Origin of the sequence: Entomomonas asaccharolytica (assembly GCF_016653615.1) — a bacterium.
GTDB lineage: Bacteria > Pseudomonadota > Gammaproteobacteria > Pseudomonadales > Pseudomonadaceae > Entomomonas > Entomomonas asaccharolytica.
Genome location: NZ_CP067393.1, coordinates 1,923,665 through 1,950,046, shown reverse-complemented (window position 1 = coordinate 1,950,046; position 26,382 = coordinate 1,923,665). Strand labels below are relative to the sequence as shown.

General features: G+C 32.9%; 22 protein-coding genes, 3 tRNA genes and 1 pseudogene. 13 read left to right on the top strand and 13 right to left on the bottom strand.

The features are described 5' to 3' along the window. Window positions 1-9 precede the first annotated feature (9 nt). A complete protein-coding gene (locus tag JHT90_RS08975; protein WP_201090442.1) occupies window positions 10-555 on the bottom strand; it encodes a GNAT family N-acetyltransferase in 546 nt (181 codons plus the stop codon). Between the two features lie 273 nt (window positions 556-828). Between JHT90_RS08975 and JHT90_RS08970 the strand changes: the two genes are divergently transcribed. From JHT90_RS08970 to JHT90_RS15410, 3 genes are all read left to right on the top strand, one after another. Beyond that, window positions 829-1,224 carry a DUF3592 domain-containing protein gene (locus JHT90_RS08970; RefSeq protein ID WP_201090441.1) on the top strand — a complete coding sequence of 132 codons (396 nt, stop codon included), beginning with the start codon at window positions 829-831 and terminating at the stop codon, window positions 1,222-1,224. Between the two features lie 525 nt (window positions 1,225-1,749). Further along, window positions 1,750-2,250, top strand: a complete 501-nt coding sequence (locus tag JHT90_RS08965) for a pilin (RefSeq protein WP_201095821.1) — start codon at window positions 1,750-1,752, stop codon at window positions 2,248-2,250. A gap of 539 nt (window positions 2,251-2,789) precedes the next feature. Further along, complete coding sequence (locus tag JHT90_RS15410; protein ID WP_201090440.1) at window positions 2,790-2,912, top strand: helix-turn-helix transcriptional regulator; 123 nt, start codon at window positions 2,790-2,792, stop codon at window positions 2,910-2,912. Window positions 2,913-3,161: 249 nt separating this feature from the next. Here the strand turns inward: JHT90_RS15410 and JHT90_RS08955 are convergent, their stop codons facing one another. Both JHT90_RS08955 and JHT90_RS08950 read right to left on the bottom strand, forming a co-directional pair. Further along, window positions 3,162-3,350, bottom strand: coding sequence for a hypothetical protein (locus JHT90_RS08955; RefSeq protein WP_201090439.1), 189 nt, complete (start codon window positions 3,348-3,350; stop codon window positions 3,162-3,164). A 531-nt stretch (window positions 3,351-3,881) separates the two neighbouring features. Continuing rightward, entirely contained in the window at window positions 3,882-4,325 is a 444-nt protein-coding gene (locus JHT90_RS08950) for a tetratricopeptide repeat protein (RefSeq protein WP_201090438.1), read from the bottom strand. A 722-nt stretch (window positions 4,326-5,047) separates the two neighbouring features. Here JHT90_RS08950 and JHT90_RS08945 point away from each other — a divergent pair. The 6 genes and pseudogenes from JHT90_RS08945 to JHT90_RS08915 all read left to right on the top strand — a co-directional run bounded on the left by JHT90_RS08945 (window position 5,048) and on the right by JHT90_RS08915 (window position 14,246). Next, window positions 5,048-5,668, top strand: a complete 621-nt coding sequence (locus JHT90_RS08945; protein WP_201090437.1) for a hypothetical protein — start codon at window positions 5,048-5,050, stop codon at window positions 5,666-5,668. 89 nt (window positions 5,669-5,757) lie between these two features. Next, entirely contained in the window at window positions 5,758-6,381 is a 624-nt protein-coding gene (locus JHT90_RS08940) for a hypothetical protein (RefSeq protein ID WP_201090436.1), read from the top strand. 144 nt (window positions 6,382-6,525) lie between these two features. Continuing rightward, window positions 6,526-8,757 (top strand): annotated as a pseudogene (locus JHT90_RS15205) (type VI secretion system Vgr family protein). After that, the gene (locus tag JHT90_RS08925) at window positions 8,754-9,527 is read left to right on the top strand and encodes a DUF4123 domain-containing protein (protein ID WP_201090433.1); all 774 of its coding nucleotides are present in this window, start codon (window positions 8,754-8,756) and stop codon (window positions 9,525-9,527) included. The pseudogene JHT90_RS15205 and the gene JHT90_RS08925 overlap by 4 nt, the downstream one beginning before the upstream one ends. 15 nt (window positions 9,528-9,542) lie before the next feature. Beyond that, complete coding sequence (locus JHT90_RS08920; RefSeq protein ID WP_201090432.1) at window positions 9,543-13,517, top strand: hypothetical protein; 3,975 nt, start codon at window positions 9,543-9,545, stop codon at window positions 13,515-13,517. Window positions 13,518-13,781: 264 nt separating this feature from the next. Then, window positions 13,782-14,246, top strand: a complete 465-nt coding sequence (locus JHT90_RS08915; protein WP_201090431.1) for a hypothetical protein — start codon at window positions 13,782-13,784, stop codon at window positions 14,244-14,246. A gap of 871 nt (window positions 14,247-15,117) precedes the next feature. On the opposite strand, the gene JHT90_RS08910 is transcribed toward JHT90_RS08915, so the two are convergent. Beyond that, window positions 15,118-15,426: a hypothetical protein gene (locus JHT90_RS08910; RefSeq protein ID WP_201090430.1), complete on the bottom strand. Its 309-nt coding sequence runs from the start codon at window positions 15,424-15,426 to the stop codon at window positions 15,118-15,120. 298 nt (window positions 15,427-15,724) lie between these two features. Here JHT90_RS08910 and JHT90_RS15405 point away from each other — a divergent pair, with 298 nt between their 5' ends. Continuing rightward, window positions 15,725-15,904 (top strand): terminase small subunit-like protein, encoded by a 180-nt coding sequence (locus JHT90_RS15405; RefSeq protein ID WP_379971681.1) that lies wholly within the window; start codon window positions 15,725-15,727, stop codon window positions 15,902-15,904. 550 nt (window positions 15,905-16,454) lie between these two features. Here the strand turns inward: JHT90_RS15405 and JHT90_RS08905 are convergent. The 5 genes from JHT90_RS08905 to JHT90_RS08885 form a co-directional block, all read right to left on the bottom strand. Next, window positions 16,455-16,772, bottom strand: a complete 318-nt coding sequence (locus JHT90_RS08905) for a hypothetical protein (RefSeq protein ID WP_201090429.1) — start codon at window positions 16,770-16,772, stop codon at window positions 16,455-16,457. Between the two features lie 397 nt (window positions 16,773-17,169). Next, a tRNA-Leu gene (locus tag JHT90_RS08900) sits at window positions 17,170-17,254 on the bottom strand. A gap of 22 nt (window positions 17,255-17,276) precedes the next feature. Next, window positions 17,277-17,352: transfer RNA gene (locus JHT90_RS08895), tRNA-His, on the bottom strand. A 50-nt stretch (window positions 17,353-17,402) separates the two neighbouring features. Next, window positions 17,403-17,479: transfer RNA gene (locus JHT90_RS08890), tRNA-Arg, on the bottom strand. A gap of 251 nt (window positions 17,480-17,730) precedes the next feature. After that, complete coding sequence (locus JHT90_RS08885) at window positions 17,731-18,204, bottom strand: hypothetical protein (protein WP_201090428.1); 474 nt, start codon at window positions 18,202-18,204, stop codon at window positions 17,731-17,733. A 175-nt stretch (window positions 18,205-18,379) separates the two neighbouring features. Between JHT90_RS08885 and JHT90_RS08880 the strand changes: the two genes are divergently transcribed. The 3 genes from JHT90_RS08880 (at window position 18,380) to ahpF (ending at window position 21,567) form a co-directional block, all read left to right on the top strand. Then, the gene (locus JHT90_RS08880; protein WP_201090427.1) at window positions 18,380-19,123 is read left to right on the top strand and encodes a hypothetical protein; all 744 of its coding nucleotides are present in this window, start codon (window positions 18,380-18,382) and stop codon (window positions 19,121-19,123) included. A gap of 188 nt (window positions 19,124-19,311) precedes the next feature. After that, window positions 19,312-19,875: an alkyl hydroperoxide reductase subunit C gene (gene ahpC / locus JHT90_RS08875; RefSeq protein WP_201090426.1), complete on the top strand. Its 564-nt coding sequence runs from the start codon at window positions 19,312-19,314 to the stop codon at window positions 19,873-19,875. A gap of 129 nt (window positions 19,876-20,004) precedes the next feature. Further along, window positions 20,005-21,567, top strand: coding sequence for an alkyl hydroperoxide reductase subunit F (ahpF, locus tag JHT90_RS08870; RefSeq protein ID WP_201090425.1), 1,563 nt, complete (start codon window positions 20,005-20,007; stop codon window positions 21,565-21,567). A gap of 49 nt (window positions 21,568-21,616) precedes the next feature. Here ahpF and JHT90_RS08865 read toward each other — a convergent pair whose 3' ends face one another. From JHT90_RS08865 to JHT90_RS08850, 4 genes are all read right to left on the bottom strand, one after another. Continuing rightward, window positions 21,617-22,108, bottom strand: a complete 492-nt coding sequence (locus JHT90_RS08865) for a hypothetical protein (protein WP_201090424.1) — start codon at window positions 22,106-22,108, stop codon at window positions 21,617-21,619. A gap of 234 nt (window positions 22,109-22,342) precedes the next feature. After that, window positions 22,343-23,992: a phosphoethanolamine transferase gene (locus JHT90_RS08860; RefSeq protein ID WP_201090423.1), complete on the bottom strand. Its 1,650-nt coding sequence runs from the start codon at window positions 23,990-23,992 to the stop codon at window positions 22,343-22,345. A 77-nt stretch (window positions 23,993-24,069) separates the two neighbouring features. Next, the gene (gene ettA, locus JHT90_RS08855; protein WP_201090422.1) at window positions 24,070-25,734 is read right to left on the bottom strand and encodes an energy-dependent translational throttle protein EttA; all 1,665 of its coding nucleotides are present in this window, start codon (window positions 25,732-25,734) and stop codon (window positions 24,070-24,072) included. 167 nt (window positions 25,735-25,901) lie between these two features. After that, window positions 25,902-26,345 (bottom strand): hypothetical protein, encoded by a 444-nt coding sequence (locus JHT90_RS08850; protein WP_201090421.1) that lies wholly within the window; start codon window positions 26,343-26,345, stop codon window positions 25,902-25,904. Between the last annotated feature and the right edge of the window lie 37 nt (window positions 26,346-26,382).

The following is a 26,382-nucleotide window of genomic DNA, read 5'->3' as shown; positions in this document are numbered from 1 at the left end:
TTAAAAATCCTATTTAAAAGATGAAAATATAACAACATCTAAACGTTCACCATTTGCAGCAAGGCATTCCTTTTTTAAAACCGCTTCACAGGTAAATCGTGGATTATTTACAAAGCAAAACAACATCCGCACATTCTTTCTTAATACGCGAGCAACCATTTTTTCCATGCCACGATATAAATAAAAGTAGTCTAGTAGTGCATCAATAGTAGCCCAAAAAACTTTCTTACCAGAATAACCCGTTTCTCCAATACCGCCAGCTGAAATATTGCCTACGCGATGTTTTAAATCAGCATCAATGGTGTAAAAGCCAATTAATAAATTTGTTTTCTGATCAAAAATGCCAACAAAATAATTAGTAACGTTATTAAAGCTACCAATAAATTGTTTTAATGAGTTAGTAGAAAATTGTACACCTGATAAATTTAAACCATCCATCATTTCTTGACTATTGAGCCAAGTTAAAAAACGTTCATTTACATCACTTTCCACCAAAGTCCGTAATACAAAATTATTGGTTTCTATGTATATAGGAGAGTGGGTTAAATTATTCATAATGGTACAAGGGCTCAGAGTAATAAATAGTTAATTTTATACGAAATATTATAGTTAGAATATACGGCAAATTAGTATACACCAATAACAAATAACAAATAACAATAACTTAATATAGTTTTTATTGGGCTAATATAATTAAGTTTTTTTATCTGCGAGATTATAAATACTATTTTATCCTTTATTTAAGTTTAAATTAAGTTTTTTAGTATAAGCTAAAATTAAAATAGGTTTATACAGTATGGAGATAGAGGACTATTGGAAAGGTTAGGCATGGCTTTAGTTGGTATTGCGCTAGTGATTATTGGTTATTATTATTACAATGACCAAAAAACGATGGGAGCGACTGGTATTTCAACTATTGGCAAGGTAGTTGAAAAAGAGGGTAATCTACTTAGTAATAAATATATATTAACCATAAGTTTCACTGATAAACGAGGTAACACTTATAGTTTTAAAACATCTAGAAACTCCCAATATAGCAAATACAAAAAAGGTGATACTCTGAGAGTTTTATATAAGGAAAATGAACCTAGCAGTGCTGTGATAGATAATCCTGTTGTCTCTGCGTATCCTATTTTGGGATTTATAGTAGTAGGGATGGGGTTAATAGTCTTTGCAATATGTGGAGATATGAATTCATCCTCTAGGAAAAGGGATTTTTATTGAGATTTAATAAAAATTAGTGCAGTTAAGTTATTTTCGTAATACCTTTAGTGCAATAAGGTGGGTTAAATCATAAGCTTTCAAATACCCTTGCATAGCCTGCTGATAATCTTCTCAAGGTCTTTTCCAGTCCTATATAAAACATGCTATAAGCATTACATTTTACTATCGCCCTTTGTAAATACAATTAGCACTGCTTATTTCAATTTTAAATAAATTAGTTTGATTTAGTAGGATTAATTGCTAATACCATAAAAGTCTGTTCTGACTTGATAATATAGATAAGATCAAATCTATTGTAGTTGTTTCAACATTTGTTGAGCATGCTCATTATTTTGAATTATCCTTTATTTTATAATGTATTCACAATTATTTGATATGTTTTTTATTTTAAATTAACTGTGTTTGTAAATAGAGTTAATATCTTAAAAATAAACTATATTATTATATTTTACGCCAAGAGTAAAAAGCAGTTAAAAGCATTGTATTTAAATATTCATAGAGTAGGAGATATTTAACGTGAAGTCTATGCAAAAAGGTTTTACCCTAATTGAATTAATGATTGTTATTGCTATTATAGGGATCTTGGCAGCAATTGCTATTCCAGCGTATCAGGATTATATTGGACGGGCTCAAGTTTCTGAAGCATTAAGTTTAATGAGTGGTTTAAAAGGGCCAATAGCAGAGGGTTATAGCGCAACAGGAGTGTGTCCAATGAATACAACTAATGCTAATGGGGGAGTTGCGGTTCCCAGTGCAATTAATGGAAAATATGTTGAACGGGTTTATGTTGATTTTCCACTAGGTAGTGCTACTTTCACTATTGCTGGGCAAACTCTTACTTCAGTATGTGATATAACAGCTGTTATGAGAAGTTCTGGTGTCAATAGTGGAGTTGCTGGTGGTGGGTTGTCATTACGTATGGCTAAGACTTCTGGCGCTTTTGTGTGGCATTGTAGTTCAGTCTCAAATATCAGAGCTTCAAAAACAATCGAAAATAAGTATTTACCTTCTTCTTGCCAAAGCTAACTAATCCACACAAAACACCATTTATAGGTTTGGTTGTATTAATAACTAAAAATGTAAATAGAGTTTAATAAGGGGTTAGATATTGATTAAGTGACAAAAAACCTAGTTAAATAAATTAACTAGGTTTTTTATTTGGTGTGGATGGAGCGAATTGAACTGATATTTAAATAAATCTAATAATAAGTATAGAGTAAGCTATGTTAATTGTTATACAAGGATATTATATTATAAAAGATGTGTATAGAACTATAGAAAGCTAATAATAATGGTGGGTAATATTGGGGTTAAATAATCTAACCCTTAAACGATTTTAATAATGGCTAGAGTAATAACCCCTTAACAGATACAAAGATTAATAACACTATACCTGATAGTAAAAAGTTTATTAAGTTATTTGATGGTGATGGCTTTTTTATTAATATCTCATAGTTGTAGTAAGGTATGCTAAATAAAATACTATAAGCCAGGTGGCAGGGAGTCATTAATTACTTTGGAAAATTATCCAAGTACATCATTAAAAGACGCTAAGGAATTAAGCTATGCTATCAACTAAAAAATTTATCAAACTAACTCAAGTAATACCTATCACTGGCTTATCAAGAGCTACTATATATAACTATGTTAACGCTGGTATATTTCCCCAATACGTTAAAGTTGGTTGATCAACTTTTTGGGAATATAACGAAATTCAAGAATAGATAGAGCAATGTTTAGCAGAAAAACAACATAGTCAAGCTCGCTAAATAAAAATTAATTAACTTATTATAAACATTAATCATCAGTCAACCCTTTGGTTAGGTAATAGGAGCTTTTATTGTCTTTAAAAAAGTTAAAAGCCTAATAATCGTTAGACTTATCAGAATGACCAATAAATAAAGAAAATACAAAAATCGTTCAGAGTATGTTAATACTCAAAAGGCTATAGTTATGATTGCACAATAGAAACTAGCCAAAGGCAAAGTACATATATTAGGCGGTACGACAGGCACAGGCAAAAATCCCCTTGAACGTGTCACAGGCTGGCAAGCATTTGGAGCATTACCGCGTATTGTCTTAGTAGTATCTAAAGAACAAGACGGACTAACCAGAGTATTAGCCATGACATTAGCTAGTGGCAAAATGGATAGTAAAGACATTAAAAAATTGATGCGTGATAATGAATTTTCAGATAAAAACAAGGACTGACAGAGAAAAAATTAAAAGTAAAAATAACCCAAAAGAGATTTGCAAAAGATTTAAAAACTATTAGTAGCTTTCCCATATATGCCCATAAATATTATGACTACATATGATAAAAAAAGCAAATACACCACCAAAAATACAGCCACAACTAACCCAAACTTAACTAATAATATTACCCTTGATTATGATAATTTTTATAGTACCTTAACTAAAAAAGAAAAAACCAACTCACAAATATTAATAACATGCGAAAATTAACTACTGATAAATTATTATTAGATTGAGATATTATTAACCATATGAACTATCATTCTTTGCTTAATGCTGATCTTTAAATAATTATTAGTCATATTTTAAATAATAGCTAAACACAACATTAAAAAAAGCAGACTATAACTTAATAATAAAAAAGCTATTTTAAATAGATAGCCTTTTTATCGATAAGAGCATTATTGTAATCTTTTTAATGCTTCTTTAGCTTCACTATCCCCTAAATCAGCCGATATTTGAAACCATTCTTTGGCTATAGAGATATCTTTCGGTACACCATATCCATTGTAATACTTAACACCTAAGTTAAACATTGCAAAAACATTACCTTTATCAGCTGCTTTTAAAAACCATTGCATGGTTTGTTGATGATCTTTCTCTACTCCTATTCCTTGCTCATCCATCACACCAATATTACCCATAGCATATGCATTACCTTTATCAGTGGCTTTCAAATACCATTGCATAGCTTGCTGATAATCTTGTTCATAATAATTTTTTTCGCCTTTCGCCATTAATTCATCTGTAGATAAATTATCATTTCCATAGCTAGTAGAAGTAAAGCAAACAATGACTAAGTTGAGTAAAAGGTAGGATAATGGTTTAGTAGATATAACTTTCATGAAATTGCTTTCTATAAATACAACATTACTTTTAAGCTTCATAAAATATCATAACTATTTATTATTAAATAATGATTAATTTGATTAAGTAGTCACTAGACAAAGTCCTGTTTTAATAGCTAGCATAATAATAGGAAAATTATTGAAAAAATGATATTTAAATTACATTAGTATAATTTGTTTTAAAAAAGTAATATGAGTCTAAGAGTTTAATTTGTTGTAGTTATCAAAATTACTATATACAATTAGACTTTTATACTATAAAATTAACAAATAACTTTACAATAAGGAAAATTTTATGTTAAAATCGTCAATCGTCAATCGTCAATCGTCAATCGTCAATCGTCAATCGTCAATCGTCAATCGTCAATCGTCAATCGTCAATCGTCAATCGTCAATCGTCAATCTTAGCGCTTAGTCTGTTTCTTTTATCAGCTGGTTGTGCTAATACTTCAGTAAATACCTCTAATTTATCAGATCAAGATAAATTATCATTATCCTGCCAAGATATTAAAAGTAATATCGAAGATTTAAGAACCTATTTAAATACCTCAGAAGATATATTATCACTTGTTAGCATGTTTGCAGATGTTAGTTCTACAAACGATATGAAAGCTCAAGCTAGGTCTCGCTTATCTCAATTAGAAAATTTATATACTGTTAGGTCATGCAGACAACAATAACAATTAATGCTTAATAAATTTTTATAAGAAAGGTATTTTATGAAAAAGCTACTTTATATATTTACAACAGTTTTATTATTACTAACTACAAAAAATATTTTTGCAACTGAACAATCTGTTGATGTTACAAAATTTGATATTGCAGGTGTCAAATTAGGAATGACCATAGATCAAGCCGTTAAAGCCATAACATCAACATTAAATGTTAATAAGTCTCAGATAAAATTCCGAGAAATGCAAGCAAATAATATGCTTAATTTGAGTAGTACACAGAAAAGCATTTATAAAATTACAGGAAAAGCTCAAATAATTTCTTTTGCACTAAATACCAATGCTGGTAATTACTCTGTGGAGTTTTTACCTAATGTGGTTAATGGTAAGAATGAGCAAATGGTTGTTAGTCTAATCCGTTACACTATGAAAGCTAGCGCTGATAATATGAAAGCATTAACAGAGTCTACGATAAAAAAATATGGACAACCTACCACTAAAAATAATTATTGGTGTTCATCTCCCCCTCAAAGTGGATGTATATATGGTAACCAACCATACCTTCATCTATCACCACTTAATGTTATTTTAATTTCAGGTACAAATTACTACGAAAAGGCAATGAAAGAATATCTAAACACGCAAAAAACAACAAAACCTGTTTTTTAATTAACCGTTCCAAATAAGGCTAAAACTCTCACAAGAAGATATAGATCAAAGAATAATAACTATTAATGTATTTTACATGAGGTAATTTTATGAAAAAGTTAATTTATACACTAATAACATTTTTATTATTAATGACTACCAAAAATATCTCTGCAGCAGGTAGATCTGTTGATGTTACAAAACTAGATGTGGCAGGTGTTAAATTGGGTATGACGATGGATCAAGCTGTTAAAGCTATCACATCAAATTTAGGTATTAGCCAATCCCGAATAAAGTTTCAGAGTACAACAAGCTTTAATACTGAGAGTCAGAAAAAAATTAAAAAGATTACAGGAAAAATTGAAATAACTAATTTTAAAGTTAGCACAGCAAATGGTAACTATATTGTATCCTTTTTACCTAATGTATTAAATGGCAATAATAAGCAAATGGTCGTTGTATCAGTTGGATATAGTATGCCTAGAAACTCAGATAATATAAAAACAATATCTAACTCAATGGTTCAAAAATATGGCCAACCATCTGCACAAGTAGGGGGATTAATCTTTTGGTGCTTATCGCCTGAAAATGATTCATGTATTTATAGCAGACCAGCAAAACCATATATTTCATTAAATGTAACAATGGCATCTATGGCTATTGTTGACAATGGTTATGAACAAGCAATAGATAAATATTTCGATAAACAAAAAACAACAAAAGCTGTTTTTTAATTTTAAGGTTTTTCAATAAATCAAAATGGGTTTAGGAAAAAAATAATTTTTAGAAAATGTTCATAATCACCTTAGATTATTGAAAAGTTTGAGCAAAAAATGCTGATAACTAAAATTTTAAAAAATAAATTATTTTAAGGATGAATGGGCTTCGTCGTAGGAGTATTTATGTTTAATCCAGCTAATATTGTGCATTTTAGTTTAGATGTACAAGGACTAGAAAGTAGCACCAAACTACAAGTATTATCTTTCGAAGGATTGGAAGCTATTTCCAATAATTATGCCTTTGAGGTTACACTCGTTTGCAATCATATTCGTTTTGATGTTACACAGCTATTAAGCAAGACTGCTTTTCTGGCCTTTAATCCAGAAAAATCTGAAGGAATAAATGGTGTAATACAATCAGTTAAACGTGGTGCGATAGGACAACACTATGCTACTTTTAAAGTTATCCTAACGCCTACTTTGACTCATCTAAAGAAACGCACTAATCAGCGAGTATTTCGGAATAAATCTGTTCCAGAAATTATCTCAGTTATCCTTACTGAATATGGAATGCAAGAGGGTGCGCAATTTGAGTTCAAACTTAAAGAAACTTATCCCATAAGAGAATACTGTACTCAATATGATCAAACTGATTATGAATTTATCAATCATTTAGCAGAGAGTGAAGGCATATTTTATTATTTTCAGCATACTCAAGAGCAACATACAGTTACTTTTGCAGATGCTAATCCTTTCTTTCCGAGTTTGGCTCAAACTATTAAATATGTGAATGACACAGGTTTTGTGGCAGATGAGAGAGTGATAAAGAGATTTGATATTAATTTATCTAGTTGTACTACAGAAGCATCATGGCGCAACTATAATTTTGAAAATATGAAAATTCCTGAGGGCAATGGGCAAGGAACACAAAGTGCTAAAGCCAATGAGGCAATCGAGCCTAGCTTAGAAAGCTATGACTATCCTAGTTGACATATGAACAAGGTCAGAGCAGATTATTTGGCAAAAATAGAAATAGAGCGATTAAGAGCAACTCAAGTACTAGCAGAAATCTATGGAGATGTTATAGGGCTCTATGCAGGACTATATATCACAGTAGACAATCATCCTTTACAAGATGTTGAGAAGCCTTGGCTGATTAATCAAATCAGACATGCAGGTAAACAACCTGCTGTATTGGAGGCTTTTGGTGATACAACTTCAGCTAACACTACTAAGAGTGCTAGTCAACTTTACCAGTATTTTAATTATCCTGTAGCAGTAGAATTGGAGTTTCCAGTTGAAGATTTTTCGCAAGGCTATAGAAATGTAGCAGTACTTACACCACAGGATATACCTTACAGACCTGCAAAACCTCATCCCAAACCAAAAGTATTAGGTGCTCAAACAGCAATAGTGACAGGTGCAGCAGGGGAAGAAGTCTACTGTGATAAATATGGGCGTGTAAAAATTCAATGTCACTGGGATAGAGAAGGTAACTATGATGAGAGCTCTAGCCATTGGGTAAGAGTAAAAAGTAATTGGGCGCATAATGGTTATGGAGCACTAACTATTCCACGCGTAGGAATGGAAGTACTTATTGAATATGAGGAAGGTGACCCTGATTTCCCTATAGTTGTAGGTGCCTTACATAATGGAGTAAACAAAGTACCCTATGAATTACCTGCTAATAAAACCAGATCTGTATTTAAAACATCTAGTTCTAAAGGAGGAGTCGGTTCTAATGAATTCAGAGTTGAAGATAAAGCAGGTGAAGAACAGATATTTGTGCAGGCTCAAAAAGACTTTGATCAACTGACTAAAAACAATCATACCATACAGGTTAAAAATAACAGCCATTTGCACGTACAAAATGAACATAGCGAAACTATTGTTAAAAATAGATATACCAAAAATCAAAGTGAAGAACATCATTTAACAGAGTTAGATCGTAAAACTCAAGTGTTACTTAATGATCATAAAACAGTGGGAATAGCAGAACATGAAGTAATAGGTACTATTAAAACTGTACAAGCGGGAATGGAAATTCATCTTAAGTCAGGTATGCAGACGATTATAGATGGAGGGTTGTCACTGACTTTAAAAGCAGGCGGCCAACATATTGTTTTAAATGCAGCTGGTATTTGGGCAAGTACATCAATAACCATAGGAGGTACTCCTATGGATGGAGTACCGTCCCTACCTTTGTTGCCTATGAATAACGAGAAAAGTGTACCTGAACAACCATCTCCTAAGCTATCGCATCAAATTATTCAAGCGAATAGAGAAAATACACCCATTGTAGCTTTGTGTGCTAAAAAACAGAGAGGCACCCCTCAAACTTGCCCTCTAACAAATTGCCCTTGTCGTCAAACTGAAGAGGGTAGTATATGAGAAGATATTTATTGCTTAATAATGAAAAAAATGTAATGCAAAAAATATTTTGTAATATGTTTAGGCAGCTAAAAATACATTATCTTTTTGATAATACCATCTTATCTATTTATAAAGAAAAAGGTCCCATATTTATTGAGGATTCTACAGCTACCAAAGAAGATTTATGTACTTTTTTAAAAGAAAACTCAGGTTTACTTATTAATAGTCAATATACTTCAGAAAATGTACTCAATCAACTAAGAAAAATATTAATAGTATATTTTAATGATAAACAACAAGGAGTGTTAAGGTACTATGATACTAAAGTTGCTAGTTACTTCTTCCCATCATTATTGGAGAAAGAGGTAGGTGCGTGGTTAGGAGTAATTGATAGTATAGAATGGTTTGATATTTCGTGGAAAGAGGTGACTACAGAAGAATCTAGTTGGAAATATTGTAAAAACTTAGAAAAAACCTTAGCTGTAAATGGTATATATCGATTAGACAAACACCATATAAAAGCATTAGAAAATATGCAAAAACAAAAGGTATCATATCATTGGTATAGCAATAAACTTAAAAATAAAAAGGCTTTAACAGTACAACAAGTAAGTTCATTAGTAGACGAAGCAGCTTTGTATGGGTTTTATGAATTAGCAGAAATTGAGCAATATTTAGAAATCCGTATAAATCATCTTAATAAATCATTACCAGAGAGTTGGTTAAGTGGTAATAGCCAAGAAAAATTAGCTTTTCTTAAACAGTATTACTCGCAAAATATAAATTAAATAAGGATTATTGATATGTCTGGAAGCTATCGTTTTATGGACTATTCCTCACCTTTTCAGGGATCAGCCTTGTCTCCAATAACTAATACAGCTTGTGAGGAAAATGTATTAATCATTCAAGTAATGGGTACTAATCACCCTGAAGGGCAAGAGGTTATTATTACAAACAATAGAGGCCAAGAACTATCATCTACAAAGGATGAAAAAAATACAAGGTCGAGGAGAGGCGGAAAGCGTTTTAATAAAAATGATATTGAAATAATCCAGGGTGAAAATAAATTAACTAGTACATTACATAGTTGGAGTTGGCAAAATCAGCAAGAAGAAGAAAGAGGTTTATCATTAAAAATACACACCACAAATGGTAATCCTATATTATTGCCATTTGCGCAGGAGATTGGTAAAACATGCCGACAAGAAGATGGGCAAATTAACCAAATTATTCCAATTGTACCTTTAGTTTGGATGGGTACTGCATCTAATAACAAAAAGTTTCCTGTATTGGTAAGGCCTGGAGGTTATCTTTATATTTTTTATAAGGGTAAACTTTGGCGAGAGATTCGTGTAGTTCAAAATGAAAATGATGAAACTGTTTATAAAGATGTAAATGTAAGCCTTTATCGGCTTAGAGATGGGAGTTTCAGGAGTGGTGATAGAGAGGTCATAGGTGTTGAATTAAAGGAAATATGGTTACCAAGACAATATGGAACTAAAAATGCATATAATGTATCAATGGAATATTCCATACAATATTCTGAAGTGCAATTAAGTGCTGCACGTCTTGCTATACGTGAGAGTTCTCTAAATAATGATAGTTTACATTCAAGCCCTCAAATTTCTTACCAAAGTTTTTTTGAGAAATATAACTATCGTTCTGAATCCAATTTAAGAATATCACAAATAATTAAAGAAGCAAATTATCCTATTGATAATGTAAGTAGTGAATTTAGAAAATTAGAAAATTGGCTGATAACAGATATATTTCCAATCAATTTTATTCCTGAACAAAAACAAAGAAATATTCAAGTTGAATGGGAACTAGATTATCCAAATAAGTATTTATATGATATAGAAGGAAGCTATTTAACTCAAAGTTTTGCTAACGCTAGGAACTTTAACACAAATAGTATTAATGGTGTCTATAATCTAACTTTAGCCAAAGATTTAGAGCTATCAGCATGGAAAGTTTTATTTACTGATACTGTTAATGAAAAATTGCAAGAAAAAAAGGAAGTAGACAATAATTTAAGACAATTTTGGGCAAAAAATATAATAGAAACAGATGTTCTTTTAAATGCTAAAGAGCGAGAGATTTATGGTGTAATTATTGAAGATCCGTATTATACAATAAGACATTTAGTAGGGCGAGTAGAGGTATGTAATGAATTAATGGATTTAGCATTAGAATATTTAAAATATATACCTTATTCTGATAGTGCAATCTTAATGCAGACATTTGTTTCTCCTCACCTTTCTAGAACACAAATCAGTTCACAAACTGCAAGAAATATATCAAAGGATTCAGTAGCTCCTCAAAGAGAAATTATTAGAGAGAGACTATGTCAAATAATATTTATGTTATTTGACGAACTTAGTAAAGAAAAAACTATTGAAATATGGGCAGATCATTTAAGTTTAGATAATAATGTTTTGTATTGTGCAGCGTATAGTCATTTATGTACAGTTATATCTACTCTAGAAATAGGAATTAAAACATATAGAAAGGATACTATAACTACTAATACAGAGATTCTTTATCAGAATATAGATTTTTCCGTTAATAATACTAAAACACTCGTTGATGCTGTAGCTGAAGCAAAAGAAGTGAGAGCAGAAGTAGATAGAGTAATTGTGAGGGGAGATAGGTTTATTATTATATTGGATTTTATTCTTGAATTATCCAATGATAATACAAACAGATATCATCATTTTTTATGGCCAACTATCAATGATAATGAGGTTAAATTAACTGAAAAATTATCTGTGAATTCAATAGCGGAAAGAGCTAATGATGGAACAGGAGTTTACCGTATCGATTGTTGTGTTAAAGAGTTTATAAATGATCAATCACAAAAAACTATAAAACAAGATTCGTCCCTTGATATTGCTTTGCTAATTGATAATATAGAAAACCAAGATATAGATTCTACGCCAACTTCTATTGATACAAAAATTATTCTAAAAGTTTTACAAAGAATTTCTAAAAGTTTGGTATCAACGATTGAAGGTGCTTATACTAATCATTTAAAAACAAGAATAGCAATGATTGAATCTCAAAGGGCAATGTCAAGAGCGACTGGAGAAGTTGTCACTGATATAGCAAATGCCCAAACTGCGCGTGATAATTTGTTAAATAAGGGGAATATACGGGTAGTCAGATTGCATGGTTTAGATTTGCCATTATTACAAGCACAAAATTTTGAATTGATGAGAACAGTAAATGGTAATAATCCATTAGGAGAAATATATTTAGGTAGAGCCATCCGTACAGGCACAGGTATTACTCCATACGATGGAGAGGGGCATAATAGCCGAGTTCTGATCTTTTCTGCCGAAGGAGTAAATACTAATGGAATAAGAAGAGGATATATGGATCTACTTAATAGAAGCAATAATAATACTAGAGCCTCAACAAATCTTAGGAATATTCCCAATAATAGTGTAGCTAGTAACACTTCGTTTATTGCTGTATTTTATCCTAGAAACAGTCAGTTATCGAGGCTTATCGATACAGAACACGAAGCTAGAAGAAGTTTATTAAATAGTTTGCGTAGACAGAATATAGCCAATTTAGGTTTACAAGAAGCTATTACGCTACGTAACCAAGCATTTACTATGTATACGAATAGGCTAAGGTTTCTTAATCTAAGCAGAGGTATATCTAGTACACTTATTATTTTTGAGACCATAGGACTCATTAATGAGCTTACTAAATTAGAACAAGAAGTTCAAAGAAATGGTAATCAAGCATATTGGAAGTTGGCTGTAACCATATCAAATTTGGTATTTGCAGGTGAAGAGTTAAGTTATCTATTTTCAGGTCGAAACTCTTTATCAGCTCAACTTAGGCTTAAGCCTAATGGTTTTGCTTTACGACGTAGTACAAGCTATTTAAGTAGAAATAGTCTAATTGGTAAAACTAATATTCCAGGATTAACTTTTTTAAAAGGACCATTTGCAATGATTGGACTCGTATTAAGTTATCTTGACCTTAAAAAATCATTTATATGGCACAATGATCCTAGAGCCACTTTCGGATATGGTTTGATAGCGGCGGCGGGAGTCGTGAGTATTCTTGCATTATTAGGCGTTTCATCAGGTCCTTTAGGGTGGACTGCTTTAGCCCTAACAGTTATAGGGGGAGTTTTGATTGCAAAGTTCTCCCATTCAGAGTTACAAAAGTGGATAGCAAATGGCCCTTTTGCAAGCAATGATAATGAGCAAACGCATTTTTTAAAAGATCCTGTCACTGCTTATCATTATTTATTAAATATTTTATCAGACATCACAATTAAAATAACTGAGGATAAAAATGGAATAAATCCTCTAACAAAAACAACAATTGAAGTAACTAGCAATATTCCATTTAGTGTTTTAGGTGGAGAAGAAGCTATTAACATAGGATATCAATATGTAAGAGTTGTAACTAGGGATGGAATAAGGATTAGCCAAAGTATAATTCGAGAATATAAACCTGAAATATCTGAAGAAAATAAAATAATTGTTTTTGGGGGGCATGAGTTAGTGTCAGAGTCACGAGAATTGTACTCACCAGCTACAATTTCTACAACTACAACGATAGAAACTAAATGGATCGTTCGTGCACAATTTAAATTACATTACAAAGGCAGGCAATTAACATTTCCTCTTCCTGAAATTGATAGTTATGCTCGTCAGCATACAGTACCATCACTAACTCCTGATTTTACAAGAGTAGGAGTTCCTTATTGGGCTGATGAAGAAACTAATAAACCTAGATCTAATAATTAAATTTTAAAGATCAATACAACTTAAAAAACTATTCAGTGAACATGGAGTCCTACTGATGAAGGTTAAGGTATACAACTGAGGGATGAGGTTGAGTATAAAAAACTAATTAAAGAAGTTAATACTAATTTTTAAATTAACTGAGGTAATAATCTATGTAGTTATAAAGCTAATCATTGCAGCTATGCTTAATAGGATTATTTGTATAATTTTAGCTGCGTAAACCATAATTAAACTTTTTGAATATATGCAAATTTAGGGAAACGTATGAAAAAAATAATTGCTGTTTCTTTATTAACTACTATAACAATGGTTGGTTGTATGCAAATCGGCGGGCAAGCTATTCCAGAGCCTAGAGCAGGTTTTCAAGCAACTAATACATTGCCTTATACCAAAGCAAAAGTTTATCAGACCTCTTTGGATGCGTTAAATGAGTCAGGTGTAATTATTTTAAATGAAAAGAAAGATGTGAGTATTTCAACAGATTATGTAGCTGGTCCTACTCAGTTAGTTGCTTTAGGTCTATTAGGTTCTAACTCTACTTGTTATAAATACCTTATTACGCTATCTGGAACTGATAAAAAGGTAGTGCTTAATGTTAAAGCTTTCCTTGAGTCATCAGGTAATGCTGTACAGTCTTGGCGTGATGTTTCAGGTAAAAATAGTGAAGCTGTTAAAAGCATTCAAGATGCATTAATTGAAAAGATCGAGAGTAAATTAAGCAATAGTTAATGTGCTTTTATTTATGTAAGTGTTAGCACAGTCATTAATATTTTTTAAGTTAAGGTTTAACAAAAATCTTAAATAAAGGGAAAGTGTTATTTAATAAATGATGTTTTTATTACGACAAGCCATTTAAAGGAGTTTAATATATGAAAAAAATGATATTAGTATGTCTTTTATCACTAGGAGTAACTGGTTGAACTCAATTGCTGAGTCAACTAATACACTATCAGATGAAAAAATAAAAACAGAGATATCAGGAGTGCTAGGATATCCTTCGATGAGATAACTATTACTAAAAAACAGATACAAGGGGGGAAATATCTATGTAAATCTTAAAGTAAATGACAATAAAGAATTTTCATGCGTATTTAATGGTGTAAACATTCTATCAATGTGATGATAAATCTGCCATCATGCGCTAAAGAAAGGGGAGTCTATTAATACTAATCCTTTTCAAAGATAGTTCTATATAATATTAGCTAAGAAGTGTTTTAAATATCAGTGGTTTAAGTTTAATCCTTTCATACTCATAAACTATTCTGAAAATAAAAAAGCCCTATAACTTAACTTTGGATGACATTTACCATAGTGCTGATGAGTTATAAGGCTTTTTCTTTTGTGAAAACCACTTAAAGAACCACCACCATGTGGACAAATGTTGCTTTTTAGAAGTGAATATATGCGCACACCCTAAAGCCTTATTACTAAAGCTATAGAGCCGAAAAAGAGAACGCTTTTTGCACACCACCACGCGGGGGAAAAGCATCAAAAAAGCACCATCCCTACGCGCGAGCAAATAGCCCTTAGATAATTTTTTCAGTCCATAAAAAAAGACCAGTTTTAAAACTGTCTTTTTTACACACATTAAACAATCCTATTACTTGGTTAATTCTTCATGTTGAATATTTTTAATTATACTTGTGGCGTTACTTAACATAATAGTGGAAAGAATACCCATTTTTTGCAGAGCATAAGCGGGCGGTTTATCAAATTCATGTAATAACTCTAATACACCTAATAAAGCACTTAAGCGGGCGGTTAAACATTCAAGTTTTGCTTCTCTAGTGGCTAGGCTATCAAAATAAAAAACGTTTTCATTACAGCCTTGAGAGGCTTGTTCTAGCGGTTTAAAGCGTGGATTATTAATTGAATTAGACGTTTTTTTGTTTCCTATTAGTTTGTTCATTATGCCTATTGTTCATGATAGGCGGTTGGGTACTTGAACACCGCAATGAGACGACCTGTAGTTTTCGCTATTGCTAGCGTATGGCTACACGCTACCCAACCATAAAACAGAGGTACAAAAAAATACCGCAAACTTACGGGGTGGTAACCGCTATTAGGGTGTGTTCAGCACCTAACAATAAGCATAGTCCTAATAATAAAACGAGTCAATACAAGCCTTTTGTAGTGACTTATTCAATAACGCCCTAGAAGCCCCTTCATAAAGCTCTTGCTGAGTTACCAATAATCCTATTACTTTTATGATTAAATGGCTTAAAATATGTATTCACAGGATAATACAGGGCTATTTAATAGCACGACCAATTAAATATAATGAACAGTTAGCAACTAATATTATAGAGCGCTTAATAAATGGCGAGTCTTTAAGAGCAATATATACTTTCGAAGATATGCCAGATAAGGCTACAGTCTTTAGATAGTTGGCTAGTAATGCCGAGTTTTGCAACCAGTACAACTAGCCAGGGAAATACAAGCCGATATGCTAACCGATGATTTACTAGATATAGCAGATAAAGCCTAGAATTTACGGAAATAAACCAGAGCCACAACCAACACCACAACAACCGCCTGCGCTTAATATCATAATAAGTGAACAGAATAAACGCGAATTAGCCAAGCTAACAGACCAAGAACTAGAACAATGTTATCAATTAGCCTTAGCCAATAAAAAAAATAAGCTTTGAAATATTTTGAATTATGCCAGTCCATAAAAAAGGTAATCCTTAAGTAAACAACCTTAACAAAAAGTAACCCTAAAAGTTAACATTAAGTTAACATTTTTACTAAATTTGTTAAGGTTTAATTTCTCTGTAAGTATTGCAAAATAGCAATTTATAAGATTTTGATGTTAAAAGTTAACTTCTTTTGAAAAACAGGATTTTTTTTATGTGCGAGTGGGAGTGGTTTACATTTTCTTATTGTTTTTGATTTCTCAATATCCCCCGTGTTAATAAACTAATCATATAAAGATCATTTCATTTTTTTATCTATATAATTCAAAATGAGTATTGATGCTATCCATATTAGAAGAATATCCCAGAAACATACGACTAAAACAATTGGGGAAACAAACGTACCTATACCAGTAAATTGATAAAATCTATTAAAAAAACTAATATGGCAATTCCCTGTTGGAGCAGGAATGCCCCCAGTACCACTACACCCTACAGACTCAATTATTAAAGTAGCTACATAATTGCTAAGAAATGGTATTGAAAATACTCCACAGAAACACACTAAACATATAAGTAGAATATTCGCAGAATTTTTTATTGAGCTTTTTTTCATAATTATTTCCTTATTTTTAATATATTTTATTGGGAAAGTCTTAATTTTACATTAATTGTTAAGAATAATTTATTAACAATGAGGTACAAGGGGTATAGTAAAACCTTATAACTATTTCAATAGAGACTGATTAACCAGTTATTTTTTTACTGGCGCGAATTTAGATAGGGGGGGATAAAAACATAGTTACTCTTTAAATAATCATAATCTAATAGCATTAAAAACTAATGTTTTACAAAACGCGCGCAATATCATTATCCGTATATAATTATAATTAAATAGATAAGCTGGGGGTACAAACTGACGATCGTCTGCAGCGTCAGATGAGTATAAGAAGCAGGATAAAAGCTCATGAATGAAAAAAACCTAGTTAAATAAATTAACTAGGTTTTTTATTTGGTGCGGACGGAGAGACTTGAACTCTCACACCTCTCGGTACTGGATTCTAAGTCCAGCGCGTCTACCAATTTCACCACGTCCGCATATTTTTGTGTAGCTAATTAATGGGGTGGACGATGGGGATCGAACCCACGACAACAGGAATCACAATCCTGTGCTCTACCAACTGAGCTACGCCCACCATTACAAACTACAATAACATACTTTGCTAATAACTGCTCAGGCATTAAGTGGCGCGCCCGGCAGGATTCGAACCTGCGACCACCCGCTTAGAAGGCGGGTGCTCTATCCAACTGAGCTACGGGCGCTCTATTTAGAGCTATAGGTTCAGGAAAATGATGACCCTCAGACCCTTCGCCCCTTTGCTAAGCTATGTTCGTTAAGCGGGCGCATAATAACTAGAATAATAGTTTGAGTCAATGGTTTTTTATAAAAATAGTAATTTTTATTTATTTAGTAAGGGGAGAGATAGAAGATTAGAATGGGTTTAATAAGAATGTTTAAGATAGTTAGCAATTATCTGAATTTTTGTTAATGCTAACTATCTCTTGATTTTATGCTATTTTGATTTTTTCTTTTTCTTCTTAAATGATGGTTTGTTCTGATTTTTTGCTTGGGTTTGGTTAGTAGGTTCTTTTTTTAAAGCGATTAAATGGAAGTGATCAATACCGTCTTTCATTAAAGATTTCCGCATGGTGATAATAACCATAAAACCAATCACTATCATAACAGTTGTCGCCATTCCACCATAAATAAAGCCTATCACTGCACAAAGCACAAAGTAGGGTAGCGTGAAATAAATAGCTCTTTTACTTAATTTTTCCGATTGTGCAAAGCGCTGATTAAGTGTTTGTAATTCTTCATCAGACATTATGAGTTCACAGTTACAGCTTTTACATGCAATGGGCTGGTTAGCGCGTAATGCTGCAATGTCTATATAGGTAGCTTGCCAAAGGCTATCGCAGCGGCCACAAGTGAAATCAGCATTTTTATAGAGGGGTGTATTATGCGTAGTTTGCTGGTTGTTAGCCATTATAACAATCCTTAATAAGCGCTTTATATTTGAAAAATTATTATATGATAAACGACTATGCAGTTTTCTAATAGCTAATGTGACATTTTGAATAACTTTTAAAATATACAGTAATAAGAAATCGAGTATAGTCTGCATATCAAATTATTTTCTTTGTAAGGTTTTAAAAGTTTATATGAAATGGTTTAAACAGTATTTAATTAGTTTATTGTTAGTTACATGTACATGTTTTGCGATGGCGAATGATGAGGATACGAGTAGCCAACTTTTTAAAGCAGCGGGTTGGCCTGTGCAGATAGATCATTTTAATGATGCTTTACAGACAATGCAGAGCCAATATCAAGCAGTATTGCCTCCTTTGTTGTATCAATCAATCGTATTGAATAGTAATCAGCGTTTTGAGCCTAATGCGATGAAGCAAAAAGGTGAAGTGCAGTTACGTAATAAATTAGCTAATCCACAGGAGGCTTTAGCATTTTTTGAGACTGATTTGGGGAAAAAGGTGGTTGCTGCAGAAACAGCTGCAACCTCGAAAGAAGAATTAAAAAAGCACCAGAATGGTGTGCCAGCTATTGAGGTTAGTGCACAGAGAAGAGAGTTATTTAGACAGTTAACAAGGGTGATTCCTTATAATCAAGCAACAGTAGAGGTTAGTGTAGCGTTAACAAGTATTGCCAGTGATACCATAGATATGTTGTTACCTGGTATGGGAGCAGGTGATGCTTTAAAACAAATAACGCCCACTAAACAGCAAATTCAAAAACAAGTAGATACTCAACTTGAAAATGTTTTGATTTATGTATATCGTGGTTTGTCAGATGGAGAATTACAGCAATTTATAAAATTTGCTGAGTCATCTACAGGAAAAGAGTATTACCAAGTGGCACAGGATGTTGTATTAGCTTGTGTTAATAAATAGTAACTTTTAATCGCTGGTAATTTTGGATTTATAGTGTTAAATATAAAAAATTAATGGATATTAATTGATGATTAATAAAACTAATCAATACTATCAAATTAATTAATTTTTAATTATTAGCTGATGTCTATAGAATGTATTCCGTAGTTACTAAAAACCTATAGAAGATTTTAAAAAAGGAGTGATACATGTCTCTTATTAATACTGAAGTAAAACCTTTTAAAGCACAGGCTTATCATAATGGTGATTTTAAAACAGTAACTGATGCTGATTTAAAAGGTAAATGGTCTATCGTATTCTTTTACCCAGCTGATTTCACGTTTGTTTGTCCAACTGAGCTAGGTGACTTAGCAGATAATTATGAAGAATTCAAAAAGCTAGGCGCTGAAATTTATTCAGTTTCTACAGACACTCATTTTACTCATAAAGCATGGCACGATACTTCTGATACTATTCAAAAAATTCAATATCCAATGATTGCTGACCCAACAGGTGCTATTTCTCGTAACTTCCAAGTTATGATCGAAGAAGACGGTTTAGCAGAGCGTGGCACTTTCGTAATCAACCCAGAAGGCGTGATTAAGATTGTTGAATTACACGATGGCGGTATTGGTCGTGATGCTAAAGAGTTACTACGTAAAGTTCAAGCTGCTAAGTATGTTGCTGAGCATCCAGGTGAAGTATGTCCTGCTAAATGGACGCCAGGTGAAAAAACATTAGCACCTTCTTTAGATCTAGTTGGTAAGATCTAATCATTGAACAGTGTCTGTTCTTCGCTTCAAAGAACAGACCACTGAAAAAATTTAAAGGAAGCGTAAAGGCGCCTGGTTGTTTTTCGTCCGGGCGTTTTTTTGCCTATCTTATGCCAAGGAGAATCTCAAATGTTAGATGCAACTTTAAAAAGTCAATTAAAAACTTATCTTGAGTGGTTAACTAAACCAATTGAGATTGTAGCCTCTTTGGATGATGGCGAAAAATCTCAAGAAATGTTAGGCCTATTGAGAGAGATAGAGCACCTTTCTGATAAAGTCAGTTTAAATACTGCAGGTGATGATAAGCGTAAACCTTCCTTCGTTATTAAGCGTGTAGGTGAAGAAATTGGTGAAATGCGCTTTGCTGGTATTCCTATGGGGCACGAGTTTACTTCATTAGTATTGGCTTTATTGCAAGCGGGTGGTCATCCACCTAAAGCAACCCCAGAAATGGTTGAGCAAATTAAAGGTTTAAAGACAAAGCTTAATTTTGAAACTTATATTTCTTTATCTTGCCAAAACTGTCCAGATGTCGTGCAAGCATTAAATACAATGGCTGTATTAAATCCTAATATTAGTCATACAATGATTGATGGCGCAATATTTATGGATGAAGTGAGCCAGTTACAGATTATGTCTGTACCCACTGTGCTGTTAAATGATGAAACCTTCGGTCAAGGCCGTATGACTCTGCAGGAAATCCTTGCTAAAGTAGATACAGGTGCAAGTGCAAGAGAAGCGGAGAAGTTAAACACAAAGGAAGCTTTTGATGTATTAATAGTAGGTGGAGGCCCTGCTGGTTCAGCAGCTGCTATTTATACAGCCCGTAAAGGTATTCGTACAGGTCTTGTTGCTGAACGTTTAGGTGGCCAAATACAGGATACCTTGTGTATTGAAAACTTTATTGCAACCGTTGAAACGGAAGGCCCCAAATTAGCAGCTCAATTAGAAGAGCATATTAAAAGTTATAATGTAGATATCATGAGTTTACAACGTGCTACAGCGTTGATCCCCGCTGAGCAAGCAGGTGGTTTGCATGAGGTGCGTTTTGATAGTGGTGCTAGTTTAAAAGCTAAAACAGTTATTCTTTCAACGGGTGCGCGTTGGCGTGAAATGAATGTGCCTGGTGAAAAAGAATATCGTTCTAAAGGTGTAGCCTACTGTCCACATTGTGATGGTCCTTTATTTAAAGGTAAAAAAGTGGCTGTAGTGGGTGGTGGAAACTCTGGTGTAGAAGCCGCTATTGACTTGGCAGGTGTGGTTAGCCATGTAACCTTGTTAGAATTTGGTACGGAGTTGCGTGCTGATGCTGTATTACAGCAAAAGTTAGCTTCTCTGCATAATGTAACGGTTATTAAAGAAGCGCAAACAACAGAAGTGTTAGGTGATGGTCAAAAAGTAGTGGGCTTGACTTATAAAGACCGTAAAACGGAAGAAATTCACAAAATTGATTTAGCAGGTGTATTTGTTCAGATTGGTTTAGTACCTAATACTGATTGGTTAAAGGGAACAGTAGAATTAAGCCCTCAAGGTGAGATTGTAGTTGATAATCGCGGTAAAACATCAATTGATGGTGTATTTGCAGCAGGTGATGTAACTACTGTACCTTATAAGCAAATTGTAATTGCTATTGGAGAGGGTGCTAAAGCAGCACTAGCTTCATTTGATTATCTAATTCGTTCAGGCAATTAGTTTATGATTAAAAAGCTCCGTACAAGTATGTGCGGAGCTTTTTTATTGGTTAGTGATAGGTTTTTCTGTATTGTTGTTTTAGAGCATCTAAACAATCATAGATTTTAAAAGGAATAGCTAGTATCCATACATCACTACTAAGGCCAAATTGTGTAAATACCTTGCTATGTAGTTCTCTTATTTTAGTCAGAGAAATTTGCTGAATAATACAGTTATTATTTTTATCATGTGATTTATTATATTTATCAATAATATATTGAGCATATTGATAAGCCATAGCTATTTTTATGTGATCTAATAAAATATCAGCATTGGCATGATTATTAATTATCAAACCTGTTTGCCATTTAGCCACTGTTTGTAAGTAATGATTAGTACAAAAACCAATCAAATTATTCCCTTTAGCAATACACTTTGCCAAAGAAGCGTATTTTAATCCTTGTTTTTCTAAGATGTTATAAATTGTAATTGCACTGTTTAAACTAAGTTTGCTCATCTCAACCAATAATAACTCTACCACATGCTTATTAATAGTAGGCATAATCGTAACCTTTATATAGTAGTTATTCATGTTGTTAATATATTATATTCTTTAATTTCTGTAAATACAGAAATTAAAGAATATTTTGATTGATAGCTAATTGATGAATATTGATATGATGATTATTATAAAAAAGGAGGCTTAAACCTCCTGTTATTAATTATTTAATATGTATTTAGTAAAATTCAGTAGCAATATCATTTAAAAGTTTATAATATCTTCATTATATTCTGTTTATTTTAGATAATCCTGAGCTTTTATCAGCTTGAAAGTAGATTTTTTTTGATTGGATACTGGCTCTTTGTGTAAAGTAATTATGTATTCACCAGTTTGCTTGGCTTCCTCAATAAGTTTAGGATTGACTTTAAACCCTAATATCTCAGAGATAATATATGAGGTATTAGATAGGTTTAAATAACCATTATTACTTTTGTATTTATTAATTAATGATGTAATATTTAGATTATTTTTATATTGGTAGACAACTAATGGTATAAGATATTGTGAGATATCGTCGCTTTCAATACCGTGACCTATATTAACAATCTCTCCGTGATCTGAAAAATAATAAAAAATGAAGCTTTCATTGTTTTGCTTCAATGCATCAATAATTTTTACCAGTGAACGATCTGTATGAAAGATAGAGGCATCATAATCAAGAAACTCAGGTGTTGAGTTTAAGTTTTTTGTATCATAATCATCTATGCGATCAGCATAGGGTACATGACTTCCTTGCATATGTAATATGATAAATTGTTTTTTATTAAATTCTAAATTTTCTTTTAAAACATTGGCCAATACTAAATCATCCTTAGCAAATAACATAGGATGCATTGTTGATTCATAAAAAATATCACTTGATTGAGCAAGCAGACTACTATAGCTAGCATTGATACCTTTTTCATATGTGGTTGATAACCAATATGTTTGATAACCTGCTAATTTTGCCATATCTATAATGTTTTTATATTCAAAAAAATGATCAAGATTAACTGGATCACTAAAAGATAGAGTAAGTTTTAAGGATATATCTGTACTAGGGATTGGTGCGATAACATTCTTAAAGAAGATTAGTTCATTATTATTATATAAGTTGTCTAATTCAGGCGTAGTAGTGTAAGGATATCCATAGAGAGAGTAGTGTTGACTAGTGGAGCTTTCTCCAATCACAATGACGACTTTCATAGGTTGTTGTGAAGAGTCTATTTTGTCATTGAGTATATTTACTCTATTCTTTGGGAGTTCAAGATTCTCTTGTGAGAACAGAGAAATCATAAGATAACTGAGGTTGCCAAAAAGTAGAGGATAACGTTTTAAATATAATTGATCTTCTTTCAGTATTATATAAGGATTAACTTGTGGGATAAATCGTTTTAAGTTTACATGTCTGCCAACATATCCTCTGCTAATACCATATAGACTAATGATTAGCAGAAATGCTAATAATATAAAATAAATAGATTTATTTACTTGATTAATTTCAAGGATGCATTTGATAGATAAGAATAGTAAAAAGCAAAATGGCACCATGCTTTTTAATAGGTAGGGCAGCATTACTTGACTGGTATAAGTAATATTGGTAGTAAAAAAAGCATCTAATAAAATAGGAGAAATAGCCACTCCAGAAGTATAACGATATGTAATTTCTAAAGCTAGAATTAGGCTAATAATAAAAGCAAGAAAGAAATTGAGATATTTAATTCTAGAAAAAATAAATAAACAACTAAGGATAATACATGTGTTTTGTAATTCAAGGTATAAATGAATCAATTTAAACCAGTGAGTAGTCACTAATAACAGTAAGAAAAAGATAAAGCTCCATTTTAATGACAGTATGATTTTAAATATTTTTTTAATATTACTATGATTAATAAAAGATACCATATAAAAACTATTTTAATGACTAAAAATGTTTTGGGGAAAATAAGGAAAGAAACAGGTATTTCTTTCCATAAAGCTGATTACTTAATCTTTTTATGACGTACACGATGTGGTTGAGTAGCCGCGTCACCTAAACGTTTTTTACGATCTTCTTCGTATTCGGTATAGTTACCAGCAAAAAAGGTCACTTGTGAGTCATCTTCATAAGCAAGAATATGCGTACAGATACGGTCTAAGAACCAACGATCATGGGAAATAATCACCGCAGCACCTGGGAAATCCAATAAGGCTTCTTCAAGGGCGCGTAATGTTTCTACGTCAAGGTCGTTAGAAGGTTCGTCCAGTAATAGTACATTGCCACCTTGTTTTAAGGTTAAGGCAAGGTGTAGACGACCACGTTCACCACCTGATAGGTCTTTTACAAATTTTTGTTGGTCTGTGCCTTTAAAGTTAAAACGACCTACATAAGCACGGGAAGGAACTTCATAACCGCCGATTTGGATAATATCTAAACCGTCAGAAATCTGTTGCCAAACGGTTTTATCACCTTGTAAGTTATCACGACTTTGATCAACACAAGCTAGCTTTACTGTATCACCTAACTCAATCGTACCTGAGTCAGGTTGTTCTGTACCCATAATCATTCTAAATAGCGTAGATTTACCCGCACCGTTACCACCAATAACCCCTACAATAGCCCCTTTAGGAATAGAGAAGGTGAGGTTATCAATTAATAATCTATCACCATACCCTTTGGAAACATTATTGAACTCAATAACTTTATCGCCTAGACGAGGTCCAGGAGGAATATAGATTTCATTGGTTTCACTGCGTTTTTGGAATTCTTGTGATTGCATTTCTTCAAAGCGTGCTAAACGCGCTTTAGATTTAGATTGGCGAGCTTTGGCACCTTGTCTCACCCATTCCAATTCAGCCTTCATAGCACGTTGGTGGGAGGCTTCTTGTTTAGCTTCTTGTTCTAAACGAGAGGCTTTGGCTTCTAACCAACCTGAGTAGTTACCTTCATAAGGAATGCCATGGCCACGGTCAAGCTCTAAAATCCAACCTGCTACATTATCAAGGAAGTAGCGATCATGGGTCACCGCTACCACTGTACCAGGGAAATCATGTAGGAAGTGTTCTAACCAAGCCACTGAGTCAGCATCCAAATGGTTGGTAGGTTCGTCAATTAATAGCATATCAGGCGCAGAGAGAAGTAAACGACATAAGGCAACACGACGCTTTTCACCACCTGATAGTTTTTCTACTTTGGCATCCCATTCGGGTAAACGTAAGGCATCCGCAGCAATTTCAAGTTGACGCTCTAAGTTATGACCATCAGAGGCTTGTACAATAGCTTCTAATTTTGCTTGTTCAGCAGCTAGCGCATCAAAATCAGCATCTGGCTCAGCATAAGCGGCATAAACTTGGTCTAAACGTGCTTGTGCTTGTTTGATCTCATCAACGGCTTCTTCAACGACTTCACGTACGGTTTTTTGTGGATCTAGTTGTGGTTCTTGAGGTAAATAGCCAATTTTAATTCCTGGCATTGGACGTGCTTCACCATCAATCTCTGTATCTACACCAGCCATAATTTTTAGAAGAGTAGATTTACCTGCACCATTTAGACCGAGTACACCGATTTTTGCACCTGGAAAGAAGGAGAGAGAAATATTTTTAAGAATTTCACGTTTAGGGGGAACAACCTTGCTCACCCTATTCATTGTATAAACGTATTGTGCCATGTCTTACCTGTAGTAATAAAAATAGCGAGTTGTTTTCAAACTTTGTATTGTACCTTCTCTAGTGGCTGTTGTGTAATTATTTATAGTAAAAGAAGGTGGCTTAGGGAGTATAAATGGCATTTCCACGAGTAGAATATTTGTTTTATGCTACTCGTGGCATGGACAGGTTATTTAATCACTGCTTCGAATTTTTTCATATCAATAAGATTTGGCATATTCGCCACGGCTTTAGCTACTTCTGCATTCGTCATTAAGCCACCCATTGCTACTTGGCCTAATACGCCAAAGCTTTCACCAATAGCAGCAGGATTTGTTTTAGCTGCGTTAGCAACTTGATCTTTACAATCAACGGTTAATAAACGATCTAAAGTAGCACCTACATCTTTATCAATTGCTTTTTGGCTTGCGGTTGAAATATTGCTGTATTGTTTTAACTGAGGATGTTGAGCAAGCGCAGAAAACACCCATTTGATGAGGTTAATTTGATCTTGTTCAGTTGCTTTTGTGGTTAAGCATTGGGTGAGTTCATCAGCAGGATTTGCTAATGCAGTAGTAGGGTTTAAAATAGCGAATGACATAATGGCTGGTAGAATAATTGTTTTGAAATTCATGGGGTAATTCCTAGTGTGTTAATTAAAGCAAGGTAAG

Bases quoted from the DNA above. Each gene is read 5' to 3' on its own strand.
- JHT90_RS08885 (WP_201090428.1), bottom strand. From the start codon at position 18,204: ATGGCTAACAACCAGCAAACTACGCATAATACACCCCTCTATAAAAAT.
- ahpF (WP_201090425.1), top strand. From the start codon at position 20,005: ATGTTAGATGCAACTTTAAAAAGTCAATTAAAAACTTATCTTGAGTGG.
- JHT90_RS08945 (WP_201090437.1), top strand. From the start codon at position 5,048: ATGAAAAAGCTACTTTATATATTTACAACAGTTTTATTATTACTAACT.
- JHT90_RS08920 (WP_201090432.1), top strand. From the start codon at position 9,543: ATGTCTGGAAGCTATCGTTTTATGGACTATTCCTCACCTTTTCAGGGA.
- JHT90_RS08865 (WP_201090424.1), bottom strand. From the start codon at position 22,108: ATGCCTACTATTAATAAGCATGTGGTAGAGTTATTATTGGTTGAGATG.
- JHT90_RS08910 (WP_201090430.1), bottom strand. From the start codon at position 15,426: ATGAACAAACTAATAGGAAACAAAAAAACGTCTAATTCAATTAATAAT.
- JHT90_RS08880 (WP_201090427.1), top strand. From the start codon at position 18,380: ATGAAATGGTTTAAACAGTATTTAATTAGTTTATTGTTAGTTACATGT.
- ahpC (WP_201090426.1), top strand. From the start codon at position 19,312: ATGTCTCTTATTAATACTGAAGTAAAACCTTTTAAAGCACAGGCTTAT.
- JHT90_RS08905 (WP_201090429.1), bottom strand. From the start codon at position 16,772: ATGAAAAAAAGCTCAATAAAAAATTCTGCGAATATTCTACTTATATGT.
- JHT90_RS08950 (WP_201090438.1), bottom strand. From the start codon at position 4,325: ATGAAAGTTATATCTACTAAACCATTATCCTACCTTTTACTCAACTTA.
- JHT90_RS08975 (WP_201090442.1), bottom strand. From the start codon at position 555: ATGAATAATTTAACCCACTCTCCTATATACATAGAAACCAATAATTTT.
- JHT90_RS08940 (WP_201090436.1), top strand. From the start codon at position 5,758: ATGAAAAAGTTAATTTATACACTAATAACATTTTTATTATTAATGACT.
- JHT90_RS08965 (WP_201095821.1), top strand. From the start codon at position 1,750: ATGCAAAAAGGTTTTACCCTAATTGAATTAATGATTGTTATTGCTATT.
- JHT90_RS08850 (WP_201090421.1), bottom strand. From the start codon at position 26,345: ATGAATTTCAAAACAATTATTCTACCAGCCATTATGTCATTCGCTATT.
- JHT90_RS15410 (WP_201090440.1), top strand. From the start codon at position 2,790: ATGCTATCAACTAAAAAATTTATCAAACTAACTCAAGTAATACCTATC.
- ettA (WP_201090422.1), bottom strand. From the start codon at position 25,734: ATGGCACAATACGTTTATACAATGAATAGGGTGAGCAAGGTTGTTCCC.
- JHT90_RS08915 (WP_201090431.1), top strand. From the start codon at position 13,782: ATGAAAAAAATAATTGCTGTTTCTTTATTAACTACTATAACAATGGTT.
- JHT90_RS15405 (WP_379971681.1), top strand. From the start codon at position 15,725: ATGATTAAATGGCTTAAAATATGTATTCACAGGATAATACAGGGCTAT.
- JHT90_RS08860 (WP_201090423.1), bottom strand. From the start codon at position 23,992: ATGGTATCTTTTATTAATCATAGTAATATTAAAAAAATATTTAAAATC.
- JHT90_RS08955 (WP_201090439.1), bottom strand. From the start codon at position 3,350: ATGGCTAATACTCTGGTTAGTCCGTCTTGTTCTTTAGATACTACTAAG.
- JHT90_RS08970 (WP_201090441.1), top strand. From the start codon at position 829: ATGGCTTTAGTTGGTATTGCGCTAGTGATTATTGGTTATTATTATTAC.
- JHT90_RS08925 (WP_201090433.1), top strand. From the start codon at position 8,754: ATGAGAAGATATTTATTGCTTAATAATGAAAAAAATGTAATGCAAAAA.